Source organism: Nocardia sp. NPDC020380 (genome assembly GCF_044386975.1).
Classification (GTDB): Bacteria; Actinomycetota; Actinomycetes; order Mycobacteriales; family Mycobacteriaceae; genus Nocardia.
Window position 1 is genome coordinate 549,198 of sequence record NZ_JBIRVQ010000001.1, and the last position, 26,239, is coordinate 575,436.

General features: G+C 66.4%; 30 protein-coding genes and 1 tRNA gene. 18 read left to right on the top strand and 13 right to left on the bottom strand.

Annotation, left to right across the window (positions count from 1 at the left end; translation table 11 throughout):
* Positions 1-68: 68 nt before the first annotated feature.
* From ACH438_RS02545 to ACH438_RS02565, 5 genes are all read right to left on the bottom strand, one after another.
* Positions 69-2,216, bottom strand: a complete 2,148-nt coding sequence (locus ACH438_RS02545) for an Rv1355c family protein (RefSeq protein WP_397000323.1) — start codon at positions 2,214-2,216, stop codon at positions 69-71.
* 2 nt (positions 2,217-2,218) lie between these two features.
* Positions 2,219-2,833 carry a hypothetical protein gene (locus ACH438_RS02550; RefSeq protein ID WP_397000325.1) on the bottom strand — a complete coding sequence of 205 codons (615 nt, stop codon included), beginning with the start codon at positions 2,831-2,833 and terminating at the stop codon, positions 2,219-2,221.
* Between the two features lie 384 nt (positions 2,834-3,217).
* The gene (locus tag ACH438_RS02555) at positions 3,218-3,652 is read right to left on the bottom strand and encodes an AraC family transcriptional regulator (protein WP_397000327.1); all 435 of its coding nucleotides are present in this window, start codon (positions 3,650-3,652) and stop codon (positions 3,218-3,220) included.
* Positions 3,649-4,092, bottom strand: coding sequence for a GyrI-like domain-containing protein (locus ACH438_RS02560; RefSeq protein ID WP_397000329.1), 444 nt, complete (start codon positions 4,090-4,092; stop codon positions 3,649-3,651). The genes ACH438_RS02555 and ACH438_RS02560 overlap by 4 nt, the downstream gene beginning before the upstream one ends.
* 152 nt (positions 4,093-4,244) lie before the next feature.
* The gene (locus tag ACH438_RS02565) at positions 4,245-4,928 is read right to left on the bottom strand and encodes a trimeric intracellular cation channel family protein (RefSeq protein ID WP_397000331.1); all 684 of its coding nucleotides are present in this window, start codon (positions 4,926-4,928) and stop codon (positions 4,245-4,247) included.
* 115 nt (positions 4,929-5,043) lie between these two features.
* Between ACH438_RS02565 and ACH438_RS02570 the strand changes: the two genes are divergently transcribed.
* The 3 genes from ACH438_RS02570 to ACH438_RS02580 all read left to right on the top strand — a co-directional run bounded on the left by ACH438_RS02570 (position 5,044) and on the right by ACH438_RS02580 (position 6,884).
* Positions 5,044-5,760 (top strand): uracil-DNA glycosylase, encoded by a 717-nt coding sequence (locus tag ACH438_RS02570; protein ID WP_397000333.1) that lies wholly within the window; start codon positions 5,044-5,046, stop codon positions 5,758-5,760.
* A 142-nt stretch (positions 5,761-5,902) separates the two neighbouring features.
* Positions 5,903-6,532 (top strand): TetR/AcrR family transcriptional regulator, encoded by a 630-nt coding sequence (locus ACH438_RS02575; protein ID WP_397000747.1) that lies wholly within the window; start codon positions 5,903-5,905, stop codon positions 6,530-6,532.
* A gap of 279 nt (positions 6,533-6,811) precedes the next feature.
* Positions 6,812-6,884, top strand: a tRNA-Ala gene (locus ACH438_RS02580).
* Positions 6,885-6,959: 75 nt separating this feature from the next.
* Here the strand turns inward: ACH438_RS02580 and ACH438_RS02585 are convergent.
* Positions 6,960-8,432: an ATP-binding protein gene (locus tag ACH438_RS02585; protein WP_397000335.1), complete on the bottom strand. Its 1,473-nt coding sequence runs from the start codon at positions 8,430-8,432 to the stop codon at positions 6,960-6,962.
* A gap of 197 nt (positions 8,433-8,629) precedes the next feature.
* Here ACH438_RS02585 and ACH438_RS02590 point away from each other — a divergent pair, with 197 nt between their 5' ends.
* Genes ACH438_RS02590 through ACH438_RS02600 form a run of 3 tightly spaced genes read left to right on the top strand, consistent with a single transcriptional unit; the run spans position 8,630 to position 10,227 of the window.
* Positions 8,630-8,860, top strand: coding sequence for a ribbon-helix-helix domain-containing protein (locus tag ACH438_RS02590; protein ID WP_397000337.1), 231 nt, complete (start codon positions 8,630-8,632; stop codon positions 8,858-8,860).
* Positions 8,857-9,300, top strand: coding sequence for a PIN domain-containing protein (locus tag ACH438_RS02595; RefSeq protein ID WP_397000339.1), 444 nt, complete (start codon positions 8,857-8,859; stop codon positions 9,298-9,300). Before ACH438_RS02590 ends, ACH438_RS02595 begins: the two co-directional genes overlap by 4 nt.
* Positions 9,301-9,354: 54 nt before the next feature.
* On the top strand, positions 9,355-10,227 hold the full coding sequence (locus tag ACH438_RS02600) for an SDR family oxidoreductase (RefSeq protein WP_397000341.1): 873 nt from the start codon (positions 9,355-9,357) through the stop codon (positions 10,225-10,227).
* A 69-nt stretch (positions 10,228-10,296) separates the two neighbouring features.
* On the opposite strand, the gene ACH438_RS02605 is transcribed toward ACH438_RS02600, so the two are convergent.
* The 3 genes from ACH438_RS02605 to ACH438_RS02615 form a co-directional block, all read right to left on the bottom strand.
* Complete coding sequence (locus ACH438_RS02605) at positions 10,297-11,712, bottom strand: APC family permease (protein WP_397000343.1); 1,416 nt, start codon at positions 11,710-11,712, stop codon at positions 10,297-10,299.
* A gap of 220 nt (positions 11,713-11,932) precedes the next feature.
* On the bottom strand, positions 11,933-12,562 hold the full coding sequence (locus ACH438_RS02610; protein ID WP_397000345.1) for a maleylpyruvate isomerase family mycothiol-dependent enzyme: 630 nt from the start codon (positions 12,560-12,562) through the stop codon (positions 11,933-11,935).
* Positions 12,563-12,578: 16 nt separating this feature from the next.
* Complete coding sequence (locus ACH438_RS02615) at positions 12,579-13,001, bottom strand: hypothetical protein (protein ID WP_397000347.1); 423 nt, start codon at positions 12,999-13,001, stop codon at positions 12,579-12,581.
* 134 nt (positions 13,002-13,135) lie between these two features.
* Between ACH438_RS02615 and ACH438_RS02620 the strand changes: the two genes are divergently transcribed.
* The 9 genes from ACH438_RS02620 to ACH438_RS02660 all read left to right on the top strand — a co-directional run bounded on the left by ACH438_RS02620 (position 13,136) and on the right by ACH438_RS02660 (position 20,462).
* Positions 13,136-13,681, top strand: a complete 546-nt coding sequence (locus ACH438_RS02620) for a hypothetical protein (RefSeq protein ID WP_397000349.1) — start codon at positions 13,136-13,138, stop codon at positions 13,679-13,681.
* A 28-nt stretch (positions 13,682-13,709) separates the two neighbouring features.
* Positions 13,710-14,426, top strand: coding sequence for a TetR/AcrR family transcriptional regulator (locus ACH438_RS02625; protein ID WP_397000351.1), 717 nt, complete (start codon positions 13,710-13,712; stop codon positions 14,424-14,426).
* Between the two features lie 31 nt (positions 14,427-14,457).
* Positions 14,458-15,300, top strand: a complete 843-nt coding sequence (merB, locus tag ACH438_RS02630) for an organomercurial lyase (protein WP_397000353.1) — start codon at positions 14,458-14,460, stop codon at positions 15,298-15,300.
* Positions 15,301-15,383: 83 nt separating this feature from the next.
* The gene (locus ACH438_RS02635; RefSeq protein WP_397000355.1) at positions 15,384-15,947 is read left to right on the top strand and encodes an adenylate kinase; all 564 of its coding nucleotides are present in this window, start codon (positions 15,384-15,386) and stop codon (positions 15,945-15,947) included.
* Between the two features lie 47 nt (positions 15,948-15,994).
* A complete protein-coding gene (locus tag ACH438_RS02640) occupies positions 15,995-16,600 on the top strand; it encodes a TetR/AcrR family transcriptional regulator (protein WP_397000357.1) in 606 nt (201 codons plus the stop codon).
* 91 nt (positions 16,601-16,691) lie between these two features.
* Entirely contained in the window at positions 16,692-17,687 is a 996-nt protein-coding gene (locus ACH438_RS02645; RefSeq protein ID WP_397000359.1) for a hypothetical protein, read from the top strand.
* Between the two features lie 20 nt (positions 17,688-17,707).
* On the top strand, positions 17,708-17,881 hold the full coding sequence (locus ACH438_RS02650; RefSeq protein WP_397000361.1) for a hypothetical protein: 174 nt from the start codon (positions 17,708-17,710) through the stop codon (positions 17,879-17,881).
* Between the two features lie 86 nt (positions 17,882-17,967).
* On the top strand, positions 17,968-18,972 hold the full coding sequence (locus tag ACH438_RS02655; RefSeq protein ID WP_397000363.1) for an asparagine synthase C-terminal domain-containing protein: 1,005 nt from the start codon (positions 17,968-17,970) through the stop codon (positions 18,970-18,972).
* Between the two features lie 86 nt (positions 18,973-19,058).
* Positions 19,059-20,462: a lipase family protein gene (locus tag ACH438_RS02660; protein WP_397000365.1), complete on the top strand. Its 1,404-nt coding sequence runs from the start codon at positions 19,059-19,061 to the stop codon at positions 20,460-20,462.
* 66 nt (positions 20,463-20,528) lie between these two features.
* Here the strand turns inward: ACH438_RS02660 and ACH438_RS02665 are convergent, their stop codons facing one another.
* On the bottom strand, positions 20,529-21,485 hold the full coding sequence (locus ACH438_RS02665) for an undecaprenyl-diphosphate phosphatase (protein WP_397000367.1): 957 nt from the start codon (positions 21,483-21,485) through the stop codon (positions 20,529-20,531).
* On the opposite strand from ACH438_RS02665, the gene ACH438_RS02670 reads away from it, so the two are divergent.
* Complete coding sequence (locus tag ACH438_RS02670) at positions 21,484-21,951, top strand: hypothetical protein (RefSeq protein ID WP_397000369.1); 468 nt, start codon at positions 21,484-21,486, stop codon at positions 21,949-21,951. The genes ACH438_RS02665 and ACH438_RS02670 overlap by 2 nt on opposite strands.
* 10 nt (positions 21,952-21,961) lie before the next feature.
* On the opposite strand, the gene ACH438_RS02675 is transcribed toward ACH438_RS02670, so the two are convergent.
* The 3 genes from ACH438_RS02675 to ACH438_RS02685 all read right to left on the bottom strand — a co-directional run bounded on the left by ACH438_RS02675 (position 21,962) and on the right by ACH438_RS02685 (position 24,253).
* The gene (locus ACH438_RS02675) at positions 21,962-22,561 is read right to left on the bottom strand and encodes a TetR/AcrR family transcriptional regulator (protein WP_397000371.1); all 600 of its coding nucleotides are present in this window, start codon (positions 22,559-22,561) and stop codon (positions 21,962-21,964) included.
* Positions 22,548-23,414, bottom strand: coding sequence for an alpha/beta fold hydrolase (locus ACH438_RS02680; RefSeq protein WP_397000373.1), 867 nt, complete (start codon positions 23,412-23,414; stop codon positions 22,548-22,550). The genes ACH438_RS02675 and ACH438_RS02680 overlap by 14 nt, the downstream gene beginning before the upstream one ends.
* 125 nt (positions 23,415-23,539) lie before the next feature.
* Positions 23,540-24,253: a MarR family transcriptional regulator gene (locus ACH438_RS02685; RefSeq protein ID WP_397000375.1), complete on the bottom strand. Its 714-nt coding sequence runs from the start codon at positions 24,251-24,253 to the stop codon at positions 23,540-23,542.
* A gap of 255 nt (positions 24,254-24,508) precedes the next feature.
* On the opposite strand from ACH438_RS02685, the gene ACH438_RS02690 reads away from it, so the two are divergent.
* Both ACH438_RS02690 and ACH438_RS02695 read left to right on the top strand, forming a co-directional pair.
* Positions 24,509-25,141 carry a TetR family transcriptional regulator gene (locus ACH438_RS02690; RefSeq protein ID WP_397000377.1) on the top strand — a complete coding sequence of 211 codons (633 nt, stop codon included), beginning with the start codon at positions 24,509-24,511 and terminating at the stop codon, positions 25,139-25,141.
* Positions 25,142-25,542: 401 nt separating this feature from the next.
* Complete coding sequence (locus ACH438_RS02695) at positions 25,543-26,187, top strand: helix-turn-helix transcriptional regulator (protein WP_397000379.1); 645 nt, start codon at positions 25,543-25,545, stop codon at positions 26,185-26,187.
* Positions 26,188-26,239: the final 52 nt, after the last annotated feature.

Sequence of the window (26,239 nt, forward strand, 5' to 3'; positions counted from 1 at the left end):
CAACTCGGAGGCGACCTGCGTCACCAGTGAGTCGAGCGTTCGCCGAGGCACCCTAATCTCCGATCGCGTTAGCCGCGGGTGTCCGCGTCCGGTGTCGGAAGTCGCCGGCTCCGGACCGTGACGGCCGCCGCATAGCTGAGGCGAAGCACCACTGCCACTGTCTGGTTCTCAGGCACTCCCAACAGGTTCAGGAAGCGGCCCTGAACTGACGTTAGTGTATCGGCGAACTCCGGGGAAACCGTATCCAGTTCCTCGGGACGTCGCACGTACAAGAAGGCCGGCGACACCGGCTGCACCGCGAGCCCATGCCGTTCGGCCTCGATCCATACTCGCTGCACCGCCGCACCGGCCTGCGCATACGCGACCAATTCGGCCGAACCGTCCAGCGCCGGCGCAGGAAACGTCACGGCGACCACCGCCGAACTCGTACGCACCCGTCCACGGGTCGACTCGCCCAGCGCGTTACCGCCCGACCACGCACGAACCAGCGCCATGACATCGGCGCGACGGCCGATCTCGAGTTTGGCCAGTTCGTCGGGAGCGAGGTCCACCCCACGCAGATCCATCCCGGTCCTGGAATCGTCACCCGGCCACCGCAGTTCGGCGACCATCTCCCGATGCATACGGGGGGTCAGGTAGCGAGCCCGGTCGGACTCTCCGAGCAGCAAGGCGAGTTCGTCGATATCGGCGCGTTCGGTCACTGTCCGGAGTTCCGCGCCTGCGGTCGTGGCAATGCCGGACAAGGATTCGAGAACCTGAGCCGGAACCGGCGCACCGGTCCCGAAGCGCCGATTGGTGTGCCGCGCGAGCACCGCCGGATAGTCACTAGCCAGGGCCGGATCCGAACCGGCACCCAGCCGCAGGACCGCCTCCAGCTGCCCCGCACCTTCGGAGCGCAACGTACTCTCGCCGAGCATGTCCAACGCGGCAGCAGCGGCGCGTGCGTTGTACAGCGCCGCCCCCACCGCCAGCGCGCTACCACGACCTGCGACGTCCAAGAGGGAAGAGCGTTCCAGCGCAAGGGAAATCGTGACGGCCGCACCATCGACACCGAGGGTCCACGGTTGTGCGTTGCCCACCGAGGGTGCGCGCTGAGCGCAGAACAACACGGCCTCGATACCGGACGCCGGAACAGGCTCGTCGGGCACGGGCTCGGTCCACACCAGCTCCTCGGCGTGATCCGGTTCGGCGATCTCGTCCAGGCTGCGTTCCAGGTCCATGCGGGTACGCCCGGACGGCAACTTCTGCCCCAGGCCGATCCGCCGGACCGCTGTCGCGACCGCGGCGCCGCCGAGCAGTACCTCGGACCCGAGTTGTGGCCAGCTGTTGAGGCTTTCGCCGATCTCCACCATGCTGGCCGCGGCTCGGCTGGAGAGATTGCGGCCATCCAGGATGCGAATCAGGTACGGCGCCTTCTCCCTGACGGACAGTCCACGCAGTTCGGCGACGCTGGTGTCACCGATCAGCCCGTGGAACGGCAGCCGAGAAGGCTCCAAGTCGAACCGTTCCACATCGAGCAGGCCGCGGTCGCTGGTCTGCATGAGCAACGGCAGCCGGTGACGGCGAGCCCCCTCGCGCACCGCCAGTTTGATGTCGAACGAGTCGCATTCCTCCACGACCACCGACAGATCCGCAAGGAAGACATCGAGGTTCTCGTCGTCGACGCCCGCGGGGAAAACCTCCACCGGCAGATACGGATCCAACTCGGCTATACGCCGGGCAGTGACCACCGCCTTGTTCGTGCCGATATCGAACAGCGTGCCCGGGATGCGATTCAGATTGGTGAGCTCGACGGCATCGAAGTCTGCCAGTCGTAACCGGCCGCAAATACCTTCGAGCGCAAGGGCATACGCGACGGAATGACCGACGCTCTGCCCGACCACGCCGATGGACAGCGTGCTCAACTGTTCCTGTTCGGCGTAGGTGAGGTTGTTCCGATTGCGGTCGAGCCGGACGAGGCGCAGCAGTTGCGGGCCGGGCAAACCGAGAACCGCACGCCGCCACGGGTAATAAACCCAACGCTCAGCCTCCGCGCCTTCCGACAATTCGGGCGGAGCGACCAGGCTTGCGAATTCGGCATGTAGCAAATCGCGCAAATCGGAGAATTCCACGGTCGAATCAGTACGCAATATCGCAAGTCGCGAAGCGTCCTCGGGATTCGAGGCGTCGAGTAGTAGCGGGCGGTATTCACCGGCTCTAGCGGGGTCGTCGGCCATTGTTACGCTAGTTCCTCGCTCCGGCTCCAGCGTGTCGAAAGACCGTGGCCCCCTGCCATGAATTCCGAATACTCCGCATCCATCAGCCGCACTTGCGATTCCGTCGCGACAGACCGATAGTTCTGCAGGTCGTACCACACCGGAACGGTGCGATAGCGGTCATCCGGGTACGACGATGCAGGTATCCACCACGCCACATTCGCGCCGCTGCTGCGGTAGCACCTGAGAGCATGCTCGGGCGCCACACCGACCTCGTACCGCACCCCGAGCAACGCCATGGAATGGACGTAGGCGCGGGCAATCCAGTCGGCCAGCACCGAGCGATGCTCAGCGTCGCGCACGGTCCATCCCGCTTTGCCTTCGATCACGCCTTCCGGAATCTGGTCGGCGACCAACCGCCGGAAGGCATCTTCACCGGGCAGGCCTGCCCAGCTCGCTACCGCGTGCACCTCGTCGACGTGCTTGTACGGTCCCGAGACACGCATCCCGGCCATCGCTCTGCCGTCCGCGTCCAGCGCTATGCCGAACAGAGTCGTCGATCGGCCGTCGATCACGTCGTCGTACTCGAGCGCGTCCTCGGTGCCGAATTGCCGGTAAACCTCGAGGGCCCCGTCCATGCACATGCGCCACAGTCGGGGATCCGCCTGCGGCGGGCCGATCAAGAATGTGTAGCCGGACTGCGGATCCCGAGATTGGAACATGCCGTCACCAGGCCCTTCCGCCGGGACGTGCGTGATCGGTTCGACTGCCATAAATTTCCACTCCACTACAGCGGCTGCGCACTATTTACCGCGTTCCTCACCCGATACGGTCATGCATCGGCCGTGCTGGGCTTGGCACCTAGGGGAGTATCCGTCAGGTGACACAAATTGTCCAGGTATCCGGCAAATCCCTCGAAACCCGGATAGCCCTCCGGAAACTACCCCAGGTCAAACCATTACCAACGGGCATGAAACACACCGACAAGACCGGTTGGTTCTCGATCAGCTAATGATCAGCTATCACACCAGGATCGAGATGAAGAGCTCCAGTTCCGACGGTCCCGACCAGATCTCGATCTCCTCGCGGTAGGCGCGGGTGATCTCGGCGGAGGCGGTGGCGTCGTCGACCTGGGCCCAGACGTCCTCGGCGGGGTCGTGGTAGTCGCCGTTGGGGCGGAAGCGGGCGTAGACGCCCTTGGGGACGCGGATGAGGACGTCGCCTACGGGGGCGTCGTCGGGGGTTTTGTACTCGTAGGAGACGAGGACGTTGTAGTTGCCGGCGGGGTCGGGGACGTAGACGGTGGCGAGGGGGAGGTCGGATTCGCCGCGGTCGCGCAGGCGGTCGCGGAGGAACTCGATGAGTTCGCTGTTGCTGACCTTGAAGCTGGGGCGCACGCGGGGGACGACCAGGCCGCCGTAGACGCCGCCGGAGCGGACCACGATCGAATAGGTCATGAGGGCTCTACCGCCAGATACAGGTCGATCTTGTAGGCGTGGGGGTAGCACTCGAAGTCGCCGGTGTGGGTGCGCCGGATGTGGTTGTGCTCCTCGGCGTAGGCGATCTGGGTCCACAGATCGGTCATCACCTGCGGGAAGTTACCGACCGAGGAGAACTTCGCGTAGGTGCCGCGCGGGAGCCGGGCCACCACGTGCCCGCGAGTGACGCGGTCGAAGGAACCGCACTGGTAGCCGACGATCTGGGTGTTGTAGGTGCCCAGTTCGGCCGCGTAGTCGGTGTAGGCCGAGGCCAGCGGGCCGCCGAGTTCCTGATGCAGGACCGCGGCCCAGGCCACTTCCAGTTCGTGATCGCGCAGTTCCCCGAGGGCACGCTTGGGGCTGCGCACGGGCAACCCGGCAACCCACGTCTCGTCCCGCTCGACGATCTCGAACTGCATGGAAGGAACTCTCTCGAGGTGTGATTCACGGCCTGTCCGTCCGGCCTTCGCCATGCTATCAATCGCCCCCTGGCGTGCCGGGCGACACGACTGCCGCCGCACCGGACCGGATATGACCCGGACTACACCGGATCCGATCGGAGCAATCCGGACTATGCGGGCGGGGATTGATCGGAGTCGGAGTCGCGGCGGCGGTGCGGGCGGGCCATCGGGGCGTGCCAGTGCCGGCGCAGGGCGATCAGGCGCAGCAGGACCGCGCCCGCACCCGCCAAACCGCCTGTCCAGTACGTGTATTGGCCATTGGCGAGCAGGATCGCCGTCACCGCGGAACCCAGCAGGGCCGGAACCGCGTAGAGCTCACCGTCACTCAGCACGCTCGGCGTCATGCCGGCCAGCACATCGCGGATGACACCGCCGCCCACCGCGGTCACCACTCCGAGCGCCGCCGCGGATGTCGCCTGCATGCCGTGTTGATAGGCCGTGACGGTGCCGGTGACACAGAAGATTCCGAGCCCGATGGCATCGGCGATATTCAGCGGAGTGCGAATCACCCGGGCGGGTGGATGCCAGAAGAAGATGAGCGCCGCGGACAACAGCGCGACCCCGCCATAGGACAGCCGCACGAACGCCTGCGGTGGCGTGCTGCCGATGACGAGATCGCGGATGATGCCGCCGCCGGTGGCCGTCGCGACGGCCAGCACCGCGATGCCGACCACGTCGAAACGCCGCCGCACGGCGAGCAGCGCACCGGACACGCCGAATGCGAACACGCCCACCATATTTCCGATGCGCTGGGCCGCGTCGACGGCGGTGCCGAGCTCGACCAGATCACTCATCCGGGCCGGTTCCCTTCGTAATTGCAAACTCTCGGCTACCGGCGCTCAGTATGCCTCCCCGCCGACACCCGGCCGCGTCAGGCCGGGAAGTCGGCCCGTGTGGTTGAGTCGAAGCGTGTGCCGCACAATTGCCGAGCTGAATGCCCAGCTCACCGCGTGTCGCGCGTGCTCGCGGCTGGTCGAATGGCGGGAACAGGTCGCGCACGACAAGCGCGCCGCGTTTCGTGACGAAAATTACTGGGGCAAACCGGTTCCCGGATTCGGCCCGGACGACGCCCGGCTGCTCGTGGTAGGGCTCGCGCCGGCCGCGCACGGCGGCAATCGGACCGGGCGCATGTTCACCGGCGACCGCAGCGCCGACGTGCTCGTCGCCTGCATGCACGCCGCCGGCCTGGCCAACCAGCCGACCAGTCTCAGCGCCGACGACGGCCTGCGCCTGCTCGGCACCCGCATGACCGCCCCCGTGCACTGCGCCCCGCCCGACAACAAACCCACCCCCGCCGAACGCGACAACTGCCGCCACTGGCTGGTCACCGAACTCGACCTGCTCGCCCCCACCCTGCGCGCGATCGTGGTACTCGGCGGCTGGGGCTGGCAGGCCCTGCTCCCCGTCCTCGCCGAATCCGGCTGGGACATACCGAAACCCAGGCCGCGCTTCACCCACGGCGCCCGGTACGACCTCGCCCCCACCCGCCCCGACCGCAGCCCACTCCACCTCTTCGGCACCTACCACCCCAGTCAGCAGAACACCTTCACCGGCCGCCTCACCCCCGCCATGCTGGAGGCCGTGCTGGTCGACGCCAAAACGGCTGCCGGACTGGATCACGCCTGAGTTGGATGAGCGGCCATGACCTCCGGGGGCGCGGCCGTCGAATTCGATGGCCGGGCGGACCGGATACGATGCGGTCGTGAGCAGGGCCGATAACTCCACCAATGGCGGTAGCGTCGGCTCGGGCGACGCGCTCGCTCCGAGTCTGCCGTCCGGGGACGGCGCGGGTGCCGGTCAGGCGCGGGTGAAACGGCGGCGGGCCGCGACGCGGGAACGGTTGCTGGAGGCCGCGTTCGACGCGTTCGCGGAGGATGGGCTGGGGCGGACCACGGTCGAGCAGATCTGTGAGCGGGCGGGGTTCACGCGGGGGGCGTTCTATTCGAACTTCACCACGCTGGAGGAATTGTTCCTCGCCATGTGGGAGCAGCGGTCGGCGCGCATGCTGGAACAATTGACGGCGGTGCTGGACGCGGACCTGGAGATCCGCGATGCGCGGCAAGGCATGGAGCATGTGCTCGATGCGGTTCCCGTGGACGACAAATGGTTTCGCATCACCTCCGAATTCACCGCGCACGCATTGCGGAATCCGGCGTTGCGGCGGGTGATGGTGGCGCGCGAGGAGTCCATCAGTGGGGCACTCACTCCCGTGGTGGTGTCGTTGTTGCGGCGCGCGGGGCGGCGAGTACCGGATCCGGTGGCATTGGGGCGGGCGCTGATTGCCGTTCACGATGGCACGTTGACCCAATGCCTGATGGAACCGGACAGTGCCGCGGCGCGAGAGCAGCGCGTGGATCTGTTTCTGCGCGTGGTCGAGTCCTACAGCGAACCGGCCTGATCGCCGAACGTCTCCAGCGCCTCCCGCAGCCGTCGTAGCGCGGTCTCCCGAAATTCGGACATTTCGTTCTCCCCCAACTCCCGCGCCCGCCCCACCCCAAACTCGGGCCGAGGCGCCCCCGCCAACATCCCTCGCACCGCCCCCTCCCACTCCCCCGCCAACCCGAACACCCCGTCATATCCACGCCCCACCCTACAAAAACCACCCATAACCAGCCGATTCGGCGACTCCCCCGCCCACCTGATAAGGTTTTCGAGCGCAGCCGGAAACGGACTACGCGGGGCTATAGCGCAGTTGGTAGCGCGTCTCGTTCGCATCGAGAAGGTCAGGGGTTCGATTCCCCTTAGCTCCACAGAACGGCAGAGCCGCAGGTCAATAGCCTGCGGCTCTTCTGTTTTCGTGGCAGTGCGCGAACCGTTCGAGGCGATCATGGGCGTGCGTTCCACAGGGCGCTGACCGGCAGGGCGCGGAATTTCGGTCCGAACGGGAGGGTTTCGGTGCCGGTGTAGAGCACGTATCCGGCGAGGAGTTCGTCGCCCAGGCGTTCGGCGAGGTGGTGGAGTCCGCGGAAGTCTTCGCCCTTGACGGTAGCGGCGGCTTTCACCTCGATGGCGATCACCTCTCGTCGATTGTTCTCGAGAATGATGTCGACTTCGACGTTGTCTCGGGTGCGGTAGTGGAACATGCGGGTCTCCTGGTCGGACCAGGTGAGCTGGCGGGCGAGTTCGGCGGCTACGAAGCCCTCCAGCAATGGCCCGAGCGGGCTGTTCAAGGCGCGCAGCGCGCGTGGGTCGGCACCGCACAAATATGTGGCGATACCGGAATCGACCATGAACACCTTGGAGGTTGCGACGGCCCGGGTGGTCAGGTTTCGCGACCAAGCAGGAATGCGCTTGATCAGGAAAACTTCTTCCAGCAGGCGGAGGTAGCGGCTGACAGTGTCCTTGGGTAGACCGAGTTCGTTGCCGAGGGCGCCGGGCACCAGGAGTTGACCGGATCTGGCCGCGACGAGGTTGGTCAGGGTGAACATTTCTGCGGTGCGTTCGATCTCGGACAGTTGCATGACGTCGCGGTTGATCAGATCGGCGACGTAGGAGGAGAAGAATCGGGAGCGCCGTTTGCCTTCTCGTGCAACGGCTTCGGGGAAGCCGCCGCGTGCGATCCGTTCGATGTAGTCATCGCGGTTCTCGGTACCGTCATGGCGTAGCTGTGGTCCGCGCTCGAATGCGCAATCGATGAATCTGTCGGGCGCGCCGTCGATTTCGCCTTGGGAGAGCGGCCAGAGTTCGATCGTCTCCATGCGTCCAGGAAGGGCGTCTGGAACGCTGCGGAGTGCCATGACGTGAGCCGAACCGGTCAGCAGGAACCGGCCAGGTCGTCCGTCGGCGTCGACGGTCTCTTTGATCGCCAACAGCAGTTCCGGTACTCGCTGGACCTCGTCGATGATCAAGAGGGAATCGTCGAGGACGAACTGCGTGGGGTCGTAGCCAGCTGCCTGCCGAGTCTCCGGCTTGTCGAGGCTGCGCCAGGTCGCGCCGATCTCCCTGCCTATCCGGGAGACCAGCGTGCTCTTTCCGCATTGGCGAGCCCCGTTGACCAGCACGACACGAGTGTCTGCAAGCGCCTCGTGCACCGCTGAGTGGGCATGACGGGGAAGGATTCGACCAATCGGCGATGACGAGAAGGACGAGGTCACCGCAGTAGTCTCGCACATACCATGCGCGTTCTGCCGCATATTACGTGCGCGATCTGCCGCAAGGTGGATGCGCGATCTGCCGCTACCGTCGTGCGCTTCTTGCCGCCGCTGGAGCAGTTGCTTTGCCAGAGCGCTGTTGATGTGTCGGCGGTTTGATCCGCAGGTGATTCGTTGCGGTCGGCCACGTGGAGCGGTCCCGATCATCGGGCATCGCCGACCGAGCCCAGCCGGGTATTAACCGCCCGAATCACGATGTCCGGCCCGTCAACCAGCACCGCGCGGTTCGTATGCTGGTCCGTCAGGTCCACAGAACGACAGAGCCGCAGGTCATCGACTTGTGGCTCTTTTGTTTTCCGACAATGAGCAAGCCCGAGAGGTGCCCTACGCGGTACCCTACGTTTATGAAGGCCAAAACGAGCGTGTACCTGGATCCCGAGCAGGCTGCGCGTCTCAAGGAGGCTGCTGAAGCGTCGGGACGATCGGAAGCTGATTTGATCCGCGAGGGGATCGAGTTGGTGTTGTTGCGGTCGCACCGAGTCCGCCGCACCCGCCCGTGGCCGTCGTTCGATTCCGGCGATCCTGGGTTCGCCGCCAATAGTGAGGACTTGCTCGGCGAGGCATACGGCGAGTGAGCTTCTTCATCGCCGACACGTCGGCCATCATCGCCGCATACGATCGCGCCGCGGAATTGCACGAGCAGGCCCGTGAATTTCTCGCCACCTCGGTCGCGGTTGTCTCGCCACTGGTGCTGGACGAGGTTGATCACCTCCTCATCGCGCGATTCGGAAAGGACCGCCGCACAGCTGATCTCGTCCTCGATGACCTGCTCACCTCGGCCGAGGAGGGCGCGGTGCTCGTGCCACAGGTGGACCGCGATGACCTCCGGGTTGCTCAGAAGATCATCGAGCAGTACCGCGGCCTCCGGCTCGACCTGGCCGACGCGGTCACTGTCGTGCTCGCCGAGCGTTACCTCACCAACGACATACTGACGTTGGACGAGAAGGACTTTCGCGCCGTGCGGCCCCTGACGCCCGCTCATCCGTCGTTCCGGCTCTTGCTCCAGGGCGACTGAAATAACGAATTCTCGTGATGTGGGGGCCTGGGCTTTATCGGAAGTATTCAGGTCATGAGCAGCACAGACACTCGCCCCGCCCGCCAGACCATCCTCGTTACCGGTGCCACCGGCGCCGTTGGCCGCCACCTCGTTGATACCCTTCTCGCCCGCGGGGCCTCGGTTCGCGCGTTGACCCGTAAGCCTGAGGATGCGGACCTGCCTGCGGGGGTCGATGTCGTCGCGGGTGATCTCGGTGATGCGTCGACTCTCGGGGCGGAGGTGTTCGAGGGGGTTGATCGGGTGTTCGTGTTTCCGGCGCGGGGGATCGATGTTTTCCTCGACTCGGCCGTTGGGGCTGGAGTGCGTCGGTTCACGGTGCTGTCGTCGCTGGCGGCGGCTATGGAGTTTCCCCGGGATCGCGGCTCGGCGAGTCAGTTGCACCACAGCGCTGTCGAAGCCGCCGTTACCGGTCGCACGGATGCGTGGACGATCCTGCGGCCCGGCACTTTTGCGAACAATCTGCTCGAATGGCGGTGGCAGATCAGTTCGGGGGCACCTATTCGGGCGCCGTACCTGAGCTCCGCGCAGGCGCCGGTTCATGAATTCGATGTCGCCGAGGCCGCCGCGGAGACGTTGCTCTCCGACGAGTACCTCGGGCAGACCATCGCCATCACCGGTCCACAGGCGGTCACTCGCGCCGAGCAGGTCGCCACGCTCGCGGCGGCGATCGGCCGGGAGATCCCGCTGATCGAGATCACCGCCGACGAATTCCGCAGTGAGATGGCGCAATTCATCCCCCAGCCGATCATGAAGATGCTCCTCGACTACTGGAGCGACACCGCCACCACCCCGGACCGCGTCCGCCCCGTCACGACCGTGACCGGCAAGCCCGGCCGAACCTTGGCCGAGTGGGCCAGCGATCATCGGAAGGACTTCGGCGCCTGACCATTTCGGCAAACGTGAAAACCGCCCGTGGCTTCGGAGGGAGCTGCGGGCGGTTTCGTCTTCGGTGAGTCAGGCGGGGGATTCGAGGTCGGTTTCGATCGCGGTGAGGATGCCGGGGTGGCGGCGGGTGGTGAGGTAGAGCCAGGTTCCGCCCAGGAGGAGGTAGGTGAGGAAGAGGTAGGGGAAGAGGTTGGTGGGCCAAGGCGGGAGGGGGTAGAAGCTGCCTATGGTGGGGACCAGGAGGAATACGAAGGCCAGGAGGGAGATTGCCACGGAGCGGCGGGTCAACTCGCCCAGTTTTCGGAGGTACATGGGGGCGGCTATGGCGATCAGGAAGTAGGCGAGGAGGAAGCCGAAGGCGGCCAGGGTGCCGGCGTCGTTGAAGATGGTGAGGACGTCGGTTCGGGAGGACCAGATGGCGGGGACCGCCACCATCAGGAGGATGTAGGCGGTCAGGGCGAGGGCGGGGGTTGCGTTGGCGGCGTGGGCTTTTCCGAGGGTGGCGGGGAATACGGAGTGGCGGGCCATGGGGTAGATGAGGCGGGCGCCGGCATTGAGGCAGGAGAGGGAGAGGGCGAAGAAGCTGATCGTGGCGCCGAGGTCGATGGGGAATTTGAAGTAGCCGACACTTTCCAGGTCGGCGAGGGTGTTCAAGGGCATGGCGAGGGTGTCGAGGGTGGCGCTGGAGTTGCGGGTGCCGTAGACCTCGACGTAGCTCATCACCACGAAGAACAGGCCGGCGATGACGAGGCTCCAGACCACGGCGCGCGGGATGTTGCGCAACGGGTTTCGGGCCTCGCCGCCGAGGGCGGTGGCGCTCTCGAATCCGACGAGGCCGAAGATGCAGGCGACGACGGCGAGGCTCATGCCGCGGGCCGAGGCGCCGTGCAAGGACAATTGGGTGGTGTCGACGTGAATTCCGTGCGCGAAGACCACCACGACGGCGAGCGCGAGAATGCAGAGGACGGAGATGCCTTCCAAGGCCAGTGTGAGCATCGAGGACAGCCGGACATCCTTGACCGCCAGCGCCCACGCGATCACCCCGAGCACGACGAAGAACACGACCAACGGAATGGCGGTGTGAATTCCCATGAGGCTCAGTAGTTCCCGGCCGAATATGGTGAATCCCGTCATTCCGGCGATGCCGATGAACAGATAACACCAGAGCAGCGTCCACCCGGACAGCACCCCACTGACCGGCCCCAGACCGCGTCCCACGTAGGCGTACATCGAGCCGGGCGAGGTGGAGCGGCGGGCGAACTGGTTGAGGTTGAAGGCGACGAACAGCAGCATGCCGGTGCCGAAAAGGTACGCCATCCAGGTCCCCGAGCCGGCCGAGGCGAAGGCCAGCGGGATGATGAGGGCCGCGGTCATGGTCGGTGAGATCAGTGCCACCGACTGGGCCAGCAGCGCCGGGAACCCCAGCGCTCCGGCCGAACACCCCGAACACGCCCGCGCCGAAGTATTGCGTCGAGAATCGCTCATAGCCAGGCCGCATCTGCTCCGAGCAATGCTGAATCACCACCGCCAATGCGGCAATTCCCCGAAGTGCGTCCAGAAACTCGAAGCGGCCGCCACGAGTCCGCACTACCGGCCCGACCGGTGCGACCGGATCCCCAACGGCCTCATCAAATTTCGTCACACCGCACCCCCGAGAATCCGAACAACTGCGATCGAGCACAGTGATCGTAATTCGAAGGCCGGCTTATTCGCCTTTCAGCCGGGCGCACAGCAGGTCGACGCCGTCGCCGTGCAGGTCCGCGAGGGCGGCGGGACGGCCGGCTATGGCCATGACGAGGGCTTCGCCCGGCCCTTGTACCTGTGGGCCGGCGCCCTGGTGCCAGTCCATGTCGGTTGCGGTGAAACGTAATCCGCGGGTGCGGCGGCTGGTGCGGAGAAACGGGTCAGGGTGACGCAGGATGGTTGAGACGTGCTGCGCCGGAACCCGGCGGGTGAGACCGAGGGGGCGGCGGATGTCCTGGTGGTGGATGAGGGTGTCGGCCAGGGCGATACGGGGAGCGGAGCGGGCGGCGGTGCCGCGGCCGATGGTTGTCTCGAATGCGGTGAGTAGTTCGGGTGTGGTCAGGTCGCGGCCGCGGCGGATGTAGAGGGCGTTCAGGCGGTCGGGGGATCCGCCGGCCCGCACCGTTTCCCAGAGGTAGGTCAGGGGGTTGGTGGCCTCGTAGAGGAGGTGGGCCACGACGTCGCGGACCTGCCAGCCCGCGCACAGTGATTCCGCGGTCCATTGCTCAGGGGACAGGGTGCGGAGCAGGTCGGCCAGTTCGCGTCGTTCGCGGGCGACCATCGATCGAGTGGACACGGTTCCGTCGTTCATCGTGGGCACGTGGGGATCACGCTCCGCGCGGGACGCAGCGGAACCAGCCGCGGAAGCTGATCTCGCAGAACGCTCCGGCGTGCGAGAGGCGTGGGCCGAAGGGGCCGGAATCGTTGGCGACGGCGAAGAAGTCGGGGTTGCCGCCGGGCTGGGTGAACGGCTGGCTGAAGTCGTAAGCGGGGTGAATGCCGCTCGCGTCCTGGATGGATTGCGGTGCGGGAATCGCGACAGGGATGCCGCCACCGAGCGGGATCGAGAAGACCGGGACCTGCTGCCAGCCGTCGCAGCCGATGATTCCGTCGGGCGTGATCGCGCAGTTCTTGCCGCCGTAGTTGAAGTAGGCCGAGCCGTCGGGTGCGGCACCGGCGGCACCGGCGGAGATCAGGCCCGTCACGGCAATGGCCGCAGCGGCGGTAGCTGTCAGCGCGAGTCGCTTCATGGTGATTCCTTCCTTCGGTCGAGCTGAAATGTGATCACTGTTCGCTTAGCGTAGGACGATCACTTGACACTGTCCAGCAAACTGCGAACACTGATCACTAAGCGAACGATGAACACCTCCAGGAGAGCAGCGATATGGCGACGAAGCTCGAAGAAGCGGTGGCGCAGCGGCTCGAACCATGGTCCGCCGCACTCGGCGCCGACCGACCGGTCTACACGAATCACGTGCTGCGCGTGCTGTCGTTCTGCGATGCGCTCGCCGGGCGAACCTCAGGCAACACGACCGCGCCGAGTACGCGCGAAGAGTTCCTGACCGCCGCGGTCTTCCACGATCTGGGTGCGTGGACGGCGAACACCTTCGACTACCTGGCGCCCTCGATCGACCTTGCCCGCGAATGGCTGACCGCGAATTCACGCGAAGACCTGATCCCCTTGGTCGTCACCATGATCGACGACCACCACAAGATCCGGCGCGCCCACGGTGCGGAGGTCGAACTGTTCCGGCGGGCCGACACCATCGACGTCACCGCCGGGCTACGCCGATTCGGCATGGCCCGCAACGACTATCGCGCCGTGCTCGACCGGTACCCGGCCACCGGCTTCCGGCCGCGACTCGCCCGGTTCGCCGCGGAACGCACCCGCGCCCATCCCTTGTCGCCGTTTCCGATGGTCAAGTGGTAGCCCAGCCCATGCATGAGGAGTATCTACCGTGAGCACTGCCGACGAGAACGTTTCCGTCCCGCCGACGCGGCGGGCGGAGCGGCGGGCGGCGACCATTGCCGAGATCAAAACCCAAGCGCGGGAACAGCTTGCGGTCGAAGGGACCGGGGGGTTGTCGTTGCGGGGCATCGCCCGGTCCATGCGGATGTCCCCGGCCGCGCTGTTCCGGTATTTCGACAGTCAGTCGGCATTGATCACCGCATTGTGTGTCGACTCCTATGACGCGCTGACCGCGACCATGGTGCAGGCGCAGGAGGCTGCGGGGGCGGATCCGGGGGCACAGTGGCGGGCCGGGTGCGCGGGGGCGCGGCGGTGGGCCTTGGGAAATGGGGCGGAGTTCGCGCTGATCAACGGCACTCCGATTCCCGGATACCAGGCCCGGCCCGAGGAGACCGGACCGGCCGCGGGGCGGCTTATGGTGGTGGTGGCTACGCCTTATTTGAATGCGGTTGCTTCGGGGGATGCCGATCCGGATGCGACGTTGGTGCCGGCGTTGGCGGCGGGGCCGTTGCTGGGCGGGGATACGGATTCGGCTTCGCCGGTGCCGGGGATTCTCATCAATGCGTGGGCTTCCATTCTCGGGTTCATCGCGGGTGAGACCTTCGGCAGTCTGGGGCAGCTGATCTCCGATCCTGACGAGCTATATCGCAGTCATGTGCGAACTGTCATGCGCGGTATGGGTTTTCGAGTCGACACTTCATCCTGATCGGCTCACGCGATTCGAAGGAGGACTTCCCATGGCAGAACTCAGCGCACGTGCCCGTGCCATTCGACAGCGGGTCATGGATCAGATCAGAAAGCGCGGTACCGCACCCTCGATCGCCGAATTGCGAAGCGAGTTCGAGCTTTCCGATGCGGAGCTCTCGGCGGATCTGCGGGATCTCGAGGGTGCGATCTGTGTGGCGCGGCAGGACGAGGAGCATGCGGGTAGTTCCGTGTTCCAGGGCGAGCCGCTGGATACACCGCAGCCGGCGCTGGGTGAGATCGTCTACGCGCGGCCGTTCGCGAGTTTCGCGAACCACTATCGGATCACCGTCGACGGCGAGCAGCGCTGGTTCGCCGAATGCGCGGTCGAGGCGTGTGCGATCTCCGGCCAGTTCCCGGGGTCCGAGGTGGTGGTCGAGTCGGTGTGCCGGCAGACGAAAGAGCCTGTCCGCCTTGTCGGTAGGGACGGCGTCCTGGTGGATTACTCACCGTCGACGTTGCGGGTGCACCTCGGTTATCCGCTCCGGGAGATGCCGGATCGCGTCGTCGGCTGGTGCGACTACAACAGCTTCTTCGCGTCCGAGGAAGCCGCCGAGCAGTGGCGGCGCGAGCATCCCGGCATCCACGGCGTCACCCGCTCCCCCACGGAAATGTCGCGTCTGATCACCGAACTCCTCGGCGTGGGGCGACTCGGCTACGACTATCAACCGGAACTTCCGGTGCTTTCCGTGCTGCGGAAGTCCCGCCGGTTGGGCCTCACTCGGCGATCCCGGTTCGGCGTCGACGTCCCGGATCCGTTCTGGCTGCCGACTCCTCGGATGATCACCGATTGGCGGCGCAGACTGGGCAATTTCCTCCGATTCCGCCTCGTCTGAACCGGACTCACACGCCGGGAACCCGCCCTCCGTGCCGATAGCATGTCCTGAGAAGCCGCTGGCGCAACACGATCGGAGTCACGGTGCGATTCTTGATTCTGGGACCCAATGGGTCGGGTAAGGGCACTCAGGCGGAGATGTTGAAGGACGAGCTCGGGGTGCCGCACATATCGACCGGGGAGATGTTGCGGGCCGCGGTGGCGGCGGGGACGCCGGCCGGGGTGGAGGCGGCGCCGATCATGGCGGCGGGCGGGCTGGTGCCGGACGAGGTGATGTTGCGGACGCTGGAGGAGCGGCTCGGGGAGCCCGATGCGAAGGACGGCTGGATTCTCGACGGGTATCCGCGGAATGTGGCGCAGGCGCACGCATTGGATCGGCTGCTCGGGGCGAGTGATCGGGCCGTGGATCGGGTGATCGTGCTGGAGGTTCCGGACGAGGTCATTCTGGAGCGCTGCCGGGTGCGGTTCGCGGCGGAGCACCGGCCCGATGACGATCCGGAGATCGTGCGCGAGCGATTGGCCTTGTTCCACAACCGGACTCAGCCGGTGATCGAGCTCTACACCGGGCGCGGGATCGTGGAGGCGGTGGACGGCGTGGGCGAGGTCGACGAGGTGTTCGGGCGCATTCTGGCGGGGTTGCCGCGGTAGCCTTCCGGATTGGCAATGCGATCGCATCGGTGAGGTAGGGTGCGGCCATGCCGCGCAAGGTCGATCCGGAGCAACAGGAGCGGCAGAAGGCCGCCATCGCCGAGGCGGTGTGGCGACTGGCGGCGCGCGCGGGGCTGGAATCGGTGAGCCTGCGCGAGGTCGCGAACGAGGCCGGTGTGTCCATGGGGCGGGTGCAGCATTACTTCCGCACCAAGGACGAGATGCTGCTGTACGGGTTGCGGCTCGCCTTGCACCGGATGGATACGCGGATCGAGAAGCGGCTTGCCGCAAGTACTTTGGTGGGGCACGAGGATATCCTGCGGGCCGCGCTCGCGGAGTTGTTCGGGGATGACGAGGACACGCTGCAAGCGATCCGGGTGTCCATCGCCTATCTGGGCCGCGCGCTCGACGACGCCGAGATCGCGCAGCTGCTCTTCGAGGACGATGTGCAGTTGCGGGAGCTGACCGCGGATGCCGTCCGGGTCGCCCAGGCCGAGCATCGCACGCCCGCGCGACTGGATCCGGAGCGCGAGGCGCATGTGCTGTGGTCGCTGGCCAACAGCCTGACCATCGAGGTCGCCTGTGGCCAGACCGCGGCGCCGGATGCCCGCGCGATCATGGACTACCACCTCGAACGAACCTTCGGCCGCTAGCTACGCACGGTTTGCAATGCGATCGCATTGACATCCCATCTCGGCGCTATTTACGATGCATTCGCATTGCTTATCGCCGAAAGAGGACGAGATGGCCCTCATCCGAGAAGCTCCCACCACTACCCGATCCCCTTGGCCCGCCCTGGGTTTGTTCCTGCTGGCCCCGTTCATCGGCGAATTCCTGCTCGGCAACATCACGATCGACCATCTGGCGCTCGGCCTGCTGCTGGCGCCGCTGTACGGCGGCGGCGCGGTGCTGGTGCGCGAGATCGGCCGGCGCAGCGGCGGCTGGCCGACCATGCTGCTGCTGGCCGCGGCGTACGCGCTGATCGAGGAGGGCCCGGTCGATCAGCTGCTGTGGAATCCCTCGTATGCCGGGCACGATCTGCTGCACACCCCGTCTTTCGTGCCGTTCCTCGGGACGAATATCGCTCTGGTGCAATCGGTTCTGGCCTTGCACACGGTCTGGAGCATCTGCGTCCCGATCGCGATCATGGAGACGTTCGCGGGCAGCCGCCGGAACACGCCGTGGCTCGGGCCGATCGGACTGACGGTGACGGCGGTCGTGTACGTGCTCGGTGCGGCCCTGGTGTGCTGGGGCAACTACACCGATGGGCACTTCATGGCCACACCCGTTCAGTTCCTCGAGGCCGGGATCGCGATCATCGCGTTGATCGTGCTCGCCTTCGCCGTCCGCTCGATTCGGTTGCCTGCCGTGGCTGGCCGGGCGCCCGGGCCGGTACCGGTCGGTGTGGCCGCGCTGGTGGCGACGAGCGCGTACTGGGGTCCGTCCGTCCTGGTGACGGCGAGTTGGTACGAGTGGGTGGGTGTCGCGGCCTGGTTCGTGATCGCCGCGGCGGCAACAATATTCGTCTCCCGATGGTCGCGGCAGCAAGGTTGGGGGCAGCGGCAGCGTTTCGCGCTGGCGGCCGGGGCTACTCTTACTTACATCTGGGCCGCTTTTCCGCTACAGCCGGAGGACGGTGGGGATCCGGGCATCGACTTGCTCGGTAATGTCGTCTTCGGCGCCCTCGGTGTGACCATCCTGGTGCTCGCCGCTCGCCGAGTCGATTCGCTGTCACCGTAAGTCAGGAGCAGGATATGGGAATGAACGAGTATTTGCCGTCGCCGAATCTGTTCAGTCACAGCGACGCACCCATTGCCACTCCCGCCTCCGGCGAGGCCGCAATGAGCCGTCCGGTCTTCAGCAGCCCCGATGTCGTGGATGCGGTTCCGCCCGCGGCTCCGGCCGCCACGGCCGGTGGCGAGCAGGGGCAGTAGCAGTACAGCCGAACGGCACAGGGCGGGAGACCCGAGGGCTGCCTCGGAGGTGATGGTGTGGAGGGACCGGTCAGTAGGCTCGCCGTGTGGGAGAACGCAGTGAATTACCGACCCATGAACCGATCGAGTTCGTCGCCGATCTGATCGACGATCTGGAGACAGCCCAGCCCGAGTTGCGGACCGTGCGCGATCCAGGGGTGGTCGCGGAACTGATCACCGCGGAATCGCGTGCCCGGTTGGGCGCGGTGCTCGAGCATTTCGGGCGGACGCCGGTCATCTTGCTTTCCGGCGGTGTGGATTCCATTCATATCGCGGCGGTGGCGGTGCGGCTCGGGTATCGGCCGCATGCCATCACAGTCATCACCGACGGGCAGTCCGATGCGGTGAATGCCACCGCGGCGGCGGCCGCATTGGGGTTGCCGCACACCATTGTCCGGCTCTCCCTGGACGAGGTGGTCGGGCTGGCCCGGGCGGCCGTGCCCCGGCTCGGCACCGCCGAATTGTGGGAAGTGACGGCGGCGATACCGATGCTCGCCGCGCGGCGGGTGCTCGAGGAGATCGGCGAGGTCGGCGCGATTCTCACCGGTGGCGGCGCCGATGTGATTCTGGCGGGCGGGTGCACGCTCACCGCCCCGCTCGAATCCGAGGCCGCCCGAACAGAACTCGATGAACTGGTCCGGTCCGAGGCGGCCGTGAATTTCCGCCGGGAACGACTGGTGACGCACTTCTATCCGGCCCTGCTGGAGGAATTCGCGGATCGCATGGTGCAGCCCTTCCAGACCGTCCGCTGGTGGCGGCTGGCCGAAACCTTCGCGCCCCCGGCACTTTTCGGTGAACACGACGGCCGGAGCGTGGACAAGCTCGCATTGCGCATGGCTTGCGAGGCGCAATTGCCCGCGGGCGCCGGTCACCTCGCGTGGGCACCCAAGGTCGCGATTCAGCGCTCCTCAGGGTTGATGGGTGTGCTGGCGCAGGCGGCGCGCAGCTATGCGGCGGACCTGCCGGGTGCGCGGACGTACACGGATCCGCTGACCGAGGACCCCGAGGCCGTGGCCACTCGCCTGTATCTGGAGATCCTGCGCCGGAGCTGATTGCGAGCCGGGTCACACTCGTGGCATAGTGAGCCCCGCAATACTGAGACCACTGAGTCTCAGATGGGGATCAGAGGATGAGGTCGATGAGGACCAGGCGTTTCTACGGCCGCGCGCTGCGGCTGACCGCACTGTCGATCAGTGCACTGACAGCCGCGCTCGCGCTGGCCGCCCCCGCCGGGGCGGAGCCCGAGCCGCCCGCCGCTCCGGCAATCCAACCGGCGTCGATACTGCCGCTGCCACCGGAACTGGATCCGGGCTTCTACAACCCGCCCGCGGACGTGGTGGCGAATACCGCCCCCGGCGGCATCATCGCGGCCCGGCAGGTGAATGTCGCCAACTTCGGGTTGATTCCACTGAACGTGGACGCGTGGCAGGTGTCGTTCCGGTCCAACAACGGCCGCGACGAAGCCGTTCCGGCGGTCGCGACGCTGCTGAAACCGCGAGGCACCTCGCCGGCCCCGCGCAAGCTGCTGTCGGTGCAGATCGCCGAGGATTCGACCGCAGGCTACTGCAGTCCTTCCTATGCGGTGCAACAGTTCTCGGCCTCGGCGCTGGTCGGTCAGATCGTCGCGCCCGCCGAATTCCTGTTCGCCCAGGCCGCCCTGCAGAAGGGCTACGCCGTCGTGATCCCCGATCACGAGGGACCGAACTCGGCGTACGCCGCGGGTCCGCTGGGCGGCCGCATCACCCTGGACGGCATCCGCGCCGCGACCGGCTTCGCGCCGCTCGGGGTGGGCGCGGGCGCACCGGTCGCCATGTACGGATACTCGGGTGGTTCCATTCCCACCGGGCATGCCGCGGAACTGCACAAAACCTATGCGCCGGAACTGAATATCGTCGGCGCGGCCATGGGCGGCGTCGGCGCGGATCTGGGCGCGGCCCTGCTGATGGCCAACAACCAGGCCACATCGGGACTGGTGCTGGGCGCGGTGCTGGGCCTGGCTCGCGAGTACCCGGACTTCAGTGCGCTGCTCGATCAGAAACTCAATCCGCTCGGGCAGTTCCTGCGCACGGTCAAGGGGCCGCTGTGCGTGCAATATCAGTCCGCCCTGCTGCCGTTCCTGAACATCACCGGAATGATCAACTCGCCGAATCCGCTACAGGAACCGGCGGTGCAGGCCATGCTCGACGACACCCGGCTGGGTAAGACCAATCCGGATATGCCGCTGTTCATCTGGCATTCGCGCTGGGACGAGATCCTGCCGCTGCCGTCCACGAATCAGCTGGTCGACACCTACTGCCAGGATCCGGACGCGCAGGTCACCTACACCCGCGACTGGGCCAGCGAGCATGTGGCCGCCGAGGTCGTCGGCGGGCCGGCCGGTCTCATGTGGCTGTTCGATCGGCTGAACGGGGTTCCGGCGCAACAGGGTTGCTCCACCCAGGATGTGCCGTCCATGCTCGGCACCCCCGGTGAGCTGCAGACACTCGGGGACACGCTGGGTGAGACCCTGGCGTCGTTCTTCGGCAAGCCCATCGGCGCCTAGCCCCCCATACGAAACGAGAGCGGCTCCCGGCGATCTACGCCGGGAGCCGCTCTCGTTCGTTGAACTTCAGCCCTTGATCGTGAAGAAGGCGAGGCTGCCGATTCCGGCCACCAGGCAGTAGATGGCGAACGGCGTCAGCGTCTTGGTCTCGAAGTACTTCACCAGGAACCGGACCGAGATGTAGGCCAGCACGCCCGCCGCCACGGATCCGGCGAGCGCGGGACCGAGGATGTCGTGGTTCTCCGGCTTCAGCAGCTCGGGCGTCTTGAGCACGCCGGCCGCGAGGATGACCGGGGTGGCGAGCAGGAAGGCGAAGCGCGCGGAGTCCTCGTGCTTCATGCCCTTGAACAGGCCTGCCACGATGGTGCTGCCGGAGCGACTGATACCCGGGAAGAGCGCTGCGATCTGAGCGGATCCGATGATCAACGCGTCCTTGATGCTCAGCCGCGACAGCCGCACATCCGAGGCGCGGTCGTAGTCGAAGTCGACGACGGGCAGCACCACGGTGTCCTGCGCGGAGAGGTCGGCGGCGCGCCCGGACGGCGTGCGCACGAATTCCCGCTTCTCCTCGCGATTGCGCAGCAGTTCGGCCGACAAGAGCACGAAACCGTTGAGCGCCAGGAAGATCGAGGTCGGGATCGGAGTCCCCAGATAGTTGCGGACCACCTTCTCGAGCACCAGACCGGCCAGGCCGACCGGAATCGTGGCGAGGACCAGCAGCACCCCCAATCGCGCTTCGGGCGTGCGGATCTCACGGGTGGTCACGACCTCCCAGAGGCCGCGCAGAATGCGCACCCAGTCCCGCCAGAAGAAGATGACCAGCGCGAGCGCGGTGGCGACGTGCATCGCCACCAGCAGCGCCAGGTAGGGCGAGTCCTTGGCGGACATGTCGAGGTCCTTGCCCCACTGCCCGCCGATCCAGGCGGGCAGCAGGATGCTGTGACCGAGACTGGACACGGGGAACAGCTCGCTCACCCCTTGCAGTGCCCCGACGACGATCGATTCCAGATAGGTGATTGCCATGCGCTTTCCTGTCGAGGGTCGGAGCTTGCTCGATTGGCGAGGCTACTCGATCCGCGCAGGGGGTGCGCGCAGGCGGTGGACCGCGCGGGCCCGGGACCGCAGTATTCAATGCGGCGCACGCATTCCTGCGATCGGCGAATTACGGCTGGACGCAATCCAATTGCGACACGGGATTGACGTGTGCGTGGAATACTTCCGCGATATGCAGTACAGGGGATTCGACAATCCCGCCGCCGATGATGATCCAGAGTTAGCCCAGGCTCGCATCTTCCTGGATGAGTTGGAAAAACATGTCGTCAAGCTGACCCGGCGGTTGCAGACCGCGCCCACCCCCGAAGCCCGGCAGACGATCGGCGCCGAACTCTCCGCGGTGCGGCGTTACGTCGATCGCCTCCACCACAGATTTCCGGGAATCGCTCCGGCCCATCCGTTCCGGGGCAGTCCGCCCGGCGCCTCCGCGCTCTGAAACGGCCTGCTCAGGACTTCAGCATGCCCCCGACGAGCACCAGCAGGGCCTGCTGAGCCTCGGCCCCGGCGGCTTCCGGATCCTCGGCGTGCGCGACGATGAGCGCGGCCTCGCTGATCGCGCTGATCAATAATTGCGCCAGCACCGGAATTGCGACATCCGGGATCAAACCGGCGGCCCGGACACTTTCCAGCTGCGCGGTGATGAGACCGAGGCTGTGCGCGGTCTCGAATTCACGCCAGGCACTCCAGCCGAGCACCGCGGGCGCATCCGTCAGCATGATGCGCAGCACGTCGGGGCGGCGGCAGATCTCCATGAAGACATTCAGACCCACCGCCATCACCGTCAGCAGTTCCTCGGGATCCACTGTCGCAATGGCATTTTCGATCTCCGTGGTGATCTCGGTCTCGATCTGCTCCAGCACCGCCAGGAAGAGACCGCGCTTGTCGGCGTAATGATGATGCAACGCGCCGCGGGTCACCCCGGCGGCGGCGACCAGATCCTCGGCCGAGGTACCGGCGAAACCGCGCTCGGTGAACAGCCGGCGTCCGGCGTCCTCGAGCGCGGTCCGGGTGCTGCGCGAACGATCCTCCTGGCTACGGCGTGGCATGCAGCCGAGTGAACTCCAGGATCGCGCTGGTGAGCAACTCGGGCTGATCCTCGGAGAGGAAGGCGTAGGAATCGTCGATGAGCCGCAGCGTGGCATTCGGGAGGTCCGCGGTCAGCCGGCGCGCATTGTCGAGCGCGAAGATCTGGTCCTCGGCGGCCCAGACGATATGGATCGGCAGCTCGATCTCCGCGAAATGCTTCGCCGCCTCCAGCGTGTACTCCCGCTTCAGGGTGAGCAGGACCCGGCGCAGGTCCTTGCGGATGGCGCCGGAATGCCGGGTGGGCAGCAGATACGAGTCCGCGATCTGCGGCGGGATCGGATGCTTGGCGACCAGGCCGAAACCGAGGGGCGAACGCTGCAGCGCGCGAATCCGCATGGCGTCGACGATCGGGCGCACGATGCCGGGCACCTTCGCCAGCACGGGCAGCACCGACAAGGGCTTGGGCAGGAAGTCGGCGTAGGAGTCGCAGGAGGTCAGCACCACGCGGCCGATGCGAGCGCGATTGCGTGCCAGCAACACCTGGGTGATCGCGCCACCGGTGTCATTGGCGACGAGGGTGACGTCCTCGAGATCGAGGCGGTCCAGGAAGGCCGCGATGAGGTCGGCCACGCCGGTGGGCGTCAGATCGGCGGTGGGGACCGGGATTTCGTGGGATCCGAGCGGCAGGTCGGGTGCGATGCAGCGATAGCCGGCGGCGGCTATGCCGGGCACCACCTTTCGCCACAGATCCGCGTTGACGAGCAGGCCGTGCAGGAACACGACCGGCGAACCCTCCCCCGATTCGTAGTACCTGATGCGGCCGCCGGGCAGATCCACCTCGTGTGCGTGGCCGAGTGATGTGCTGATTGCCATCGTGTCTCCCCTGTATCGGTGATGCGAGAACACTCTTACATACATACGGGATGTATGTAAATACTCTTATTAGAAGACGAGGACGCCGACCGACGCGAAAGCGCCGGTCGGCGTGGACCTGTGGGTCAGGAGGAGGCGAGTTGCAGCTTCCAGCGCTCGGCCGAGCGGACCAGATCGAGGCCCACCTTGTCGAGGTATTCGCTCATCCCGAGGAGCCGGGTACCGGCGGGTGTGGCGGGGCCCAGGGAGTCCGCGGCGTCCCGGGCACGTGCGGCCAGTATCTCATTGGCGTGGGCGGTCGCCAGAGTGGCTCGGTACCAGGCGAATTCGTCGATGAAGTAGCGGTCGCGGCGGGTGCCGGGTTCGCGGCCGCGGCGGATGAGTTCGCGGCTCTCCAGGGTGGCGACGGCCGCGGAGACGGTGGCGGGGCTGACCCGCAGGCGGGCAACGAGTTCGGCGGCGGTGACGCTGCCGGAGTCGGCGGCGTAGAGGTGGGCCAGGACGGCGGCGGCCATGCGGGGCAGGCCGGTCTGGGTGAGGAGGTCCGCGAAATGCGCGCCGAACTCGGCGACCTGCTGCGGGGTACGGCCGTATTCGTCGGCGCCGGAGGGCCTTTCGATGCGCTTGGGCCGGGTCTGGCGGCGGCGGGAGCGCACCGCGGTGGCCGCCTGGGCGAGATCGGCGCGATAGCGTCCCGGCCCGCCGTTGCGGGTGACCTCCCGGCTCACCGTGGAGGTGGGACGCCCCAGCTGCCGGGCGATCTCCGCGTACCCGAGCCCCCGGGCCAGACCCGAGGCTATGAACCGCCGATCATCCGGCGTGAGTCTTCCTCCCGGCATCAGGCGCATCTCCCTCGTTCGCGGCGGGGCCGCGAGGTCGTCACGGTGTGGGCGTGGATTCGCAACCGGCCCACTTATTGCAACACACCACCTGCGCAATTGCATTAGGCTGCACAGTCGTTGCACGGAAGAATTACGGATTCACCTGGAAATATTACTGCCTCGAATGCGTTCGCCGATTTCCAAGAATGTGAACGCAACGTAGCGTTCGCCATCATTCGAACGACCGGTCCGGGCGCGAACTATAGTGACCCGGTGACCAGCCCTGATGCCCGGGAACTCATCCTGCTCGCCGGCGAGCGCGCCATCGCCGAGCGCGGCCCGGACGTGGCCCTCCGGGATATCGCGGTGGCCGCCGGGCAGCGCAACAACTCGGCCGTGCACTACCACTTCGGATCTCGCGACGGGCTCATCGCCGCCATTCTCGAACGCCATCAGCCCGCCCTGGAATCGCAGCGCACCGCCCTGCTCGCCGAGCACGAGGCGAGCGGCCGGCCGGACAGTGTGGCGGCGCTGATCGGAATCCTGGTGCGCCCCATGTTCGATGTGCCCTATACCGAGGGATCCACGCATTACGCCAGGTTCCTGGAGCAGGCGCGGGCGCATCCCGCCGTCACCGGGCCCGATCTGCACGAGCAGCGCTGGCACACCACCCGGATCCTGATCACGCGGTTGTACCGGGCCATGCCGGAGCTGTCCGCCGCGCTGCGCCGCTACCGGCTGCGGTCCATGAGCACCGTCATGTTCGCACTGCTCGCCGACTACGAGCGCACCGAGTTCCAGGCTGAGGACGATCGAATCCAGGTGCAGGACAACATCATTGCCATGCTGGTCGGACTGCTCAGCGAGCCGGTGCCGGCCCGGACGGAGGGGCGGCGCGGCGGATAGGCCGGCGGGACAACCCGCGGCGCGGACATCGTGCGCGCCACCCACAGAAATTATGCTGGCGATTTGCTGGTTTGCTGAGCGTTGCGCCCGTCCGTTGCCCCGGCGCAGCGGGCGGATTCGGCCGATTCCGCGCCAAACCCCGGTCAAGACAGGGTCTTTCGCGTGCAAATCACGCAAATGCACCATTTGTTATGACACGAAGTCTCAGATGTCTGACAATTCGCTGCAATAGCCACGAGTTGGCCGCGCACCGGCGAAACGGTCGCTACCGTTGTTGGAGTCGGCACTGGGTGGACACACGCTCTCCGCCGATGCGGTGCGAAGGTCTCGTTCGAGGGGTGGTCAGCCCGACGAGGGCGAGACCTTCGCCCCGGCAAGCCGATTCCCGAGCCCGAGGGGACATGTCCGCGACCATCACCATCGCCGCCTCGAGGGTCGTCATCCACGACAACAGCGCCGAACCGGTCATCATGCAGGTCGATCGTGACATGCTCCGGGAACGCAGCGGACTCGACGAGGACAGCTTCCACCGACTGTCCCGCACGCCCCTGGTACTCGCCGAGAACGGCGCGGCTGCCGTTGTGGCACAGTTCTTCCGGGCCATCGCCGCCATCCAGCACGAGCATCCGATCGACGCCGCCGCACTCACCGTGCACGCCGTCGACCTGCTCGCCACCGTGCTCAGCCTGGCCTCCGGCAAGCACGGCCTGGACGGCATCGCCTCGCTGCACGCGCGAGAACGGGTGCTCACCTTCCTGAATCACAACTTCACCGACCCCACGCTCACCGTGGAACGGGTCGCGCGGTCCTGCGCCATCTCGCGCAGCACCCTCTATCGGCTCATGGAAACCGACGGAGGTGTCGGCGCGCTCCTGCGCCGCATGAGAATCGCGCATGCCCGGCGGCTGCTGACCACCGGGCGCACCCGCTCCATCGCGGCCATCGCGGTGGAATGCGGGTTCACCACGGATCGCCAGTTCTATCGCGCCTTCCGGGCCGAGACCGGCCAGACCCCGGGCGAGTACCGCACCACGCGGATCGGTTGAACGGTGACATTCCACGCCGGAACGTACTGGTCCGAATGTTGAATTGGGTACG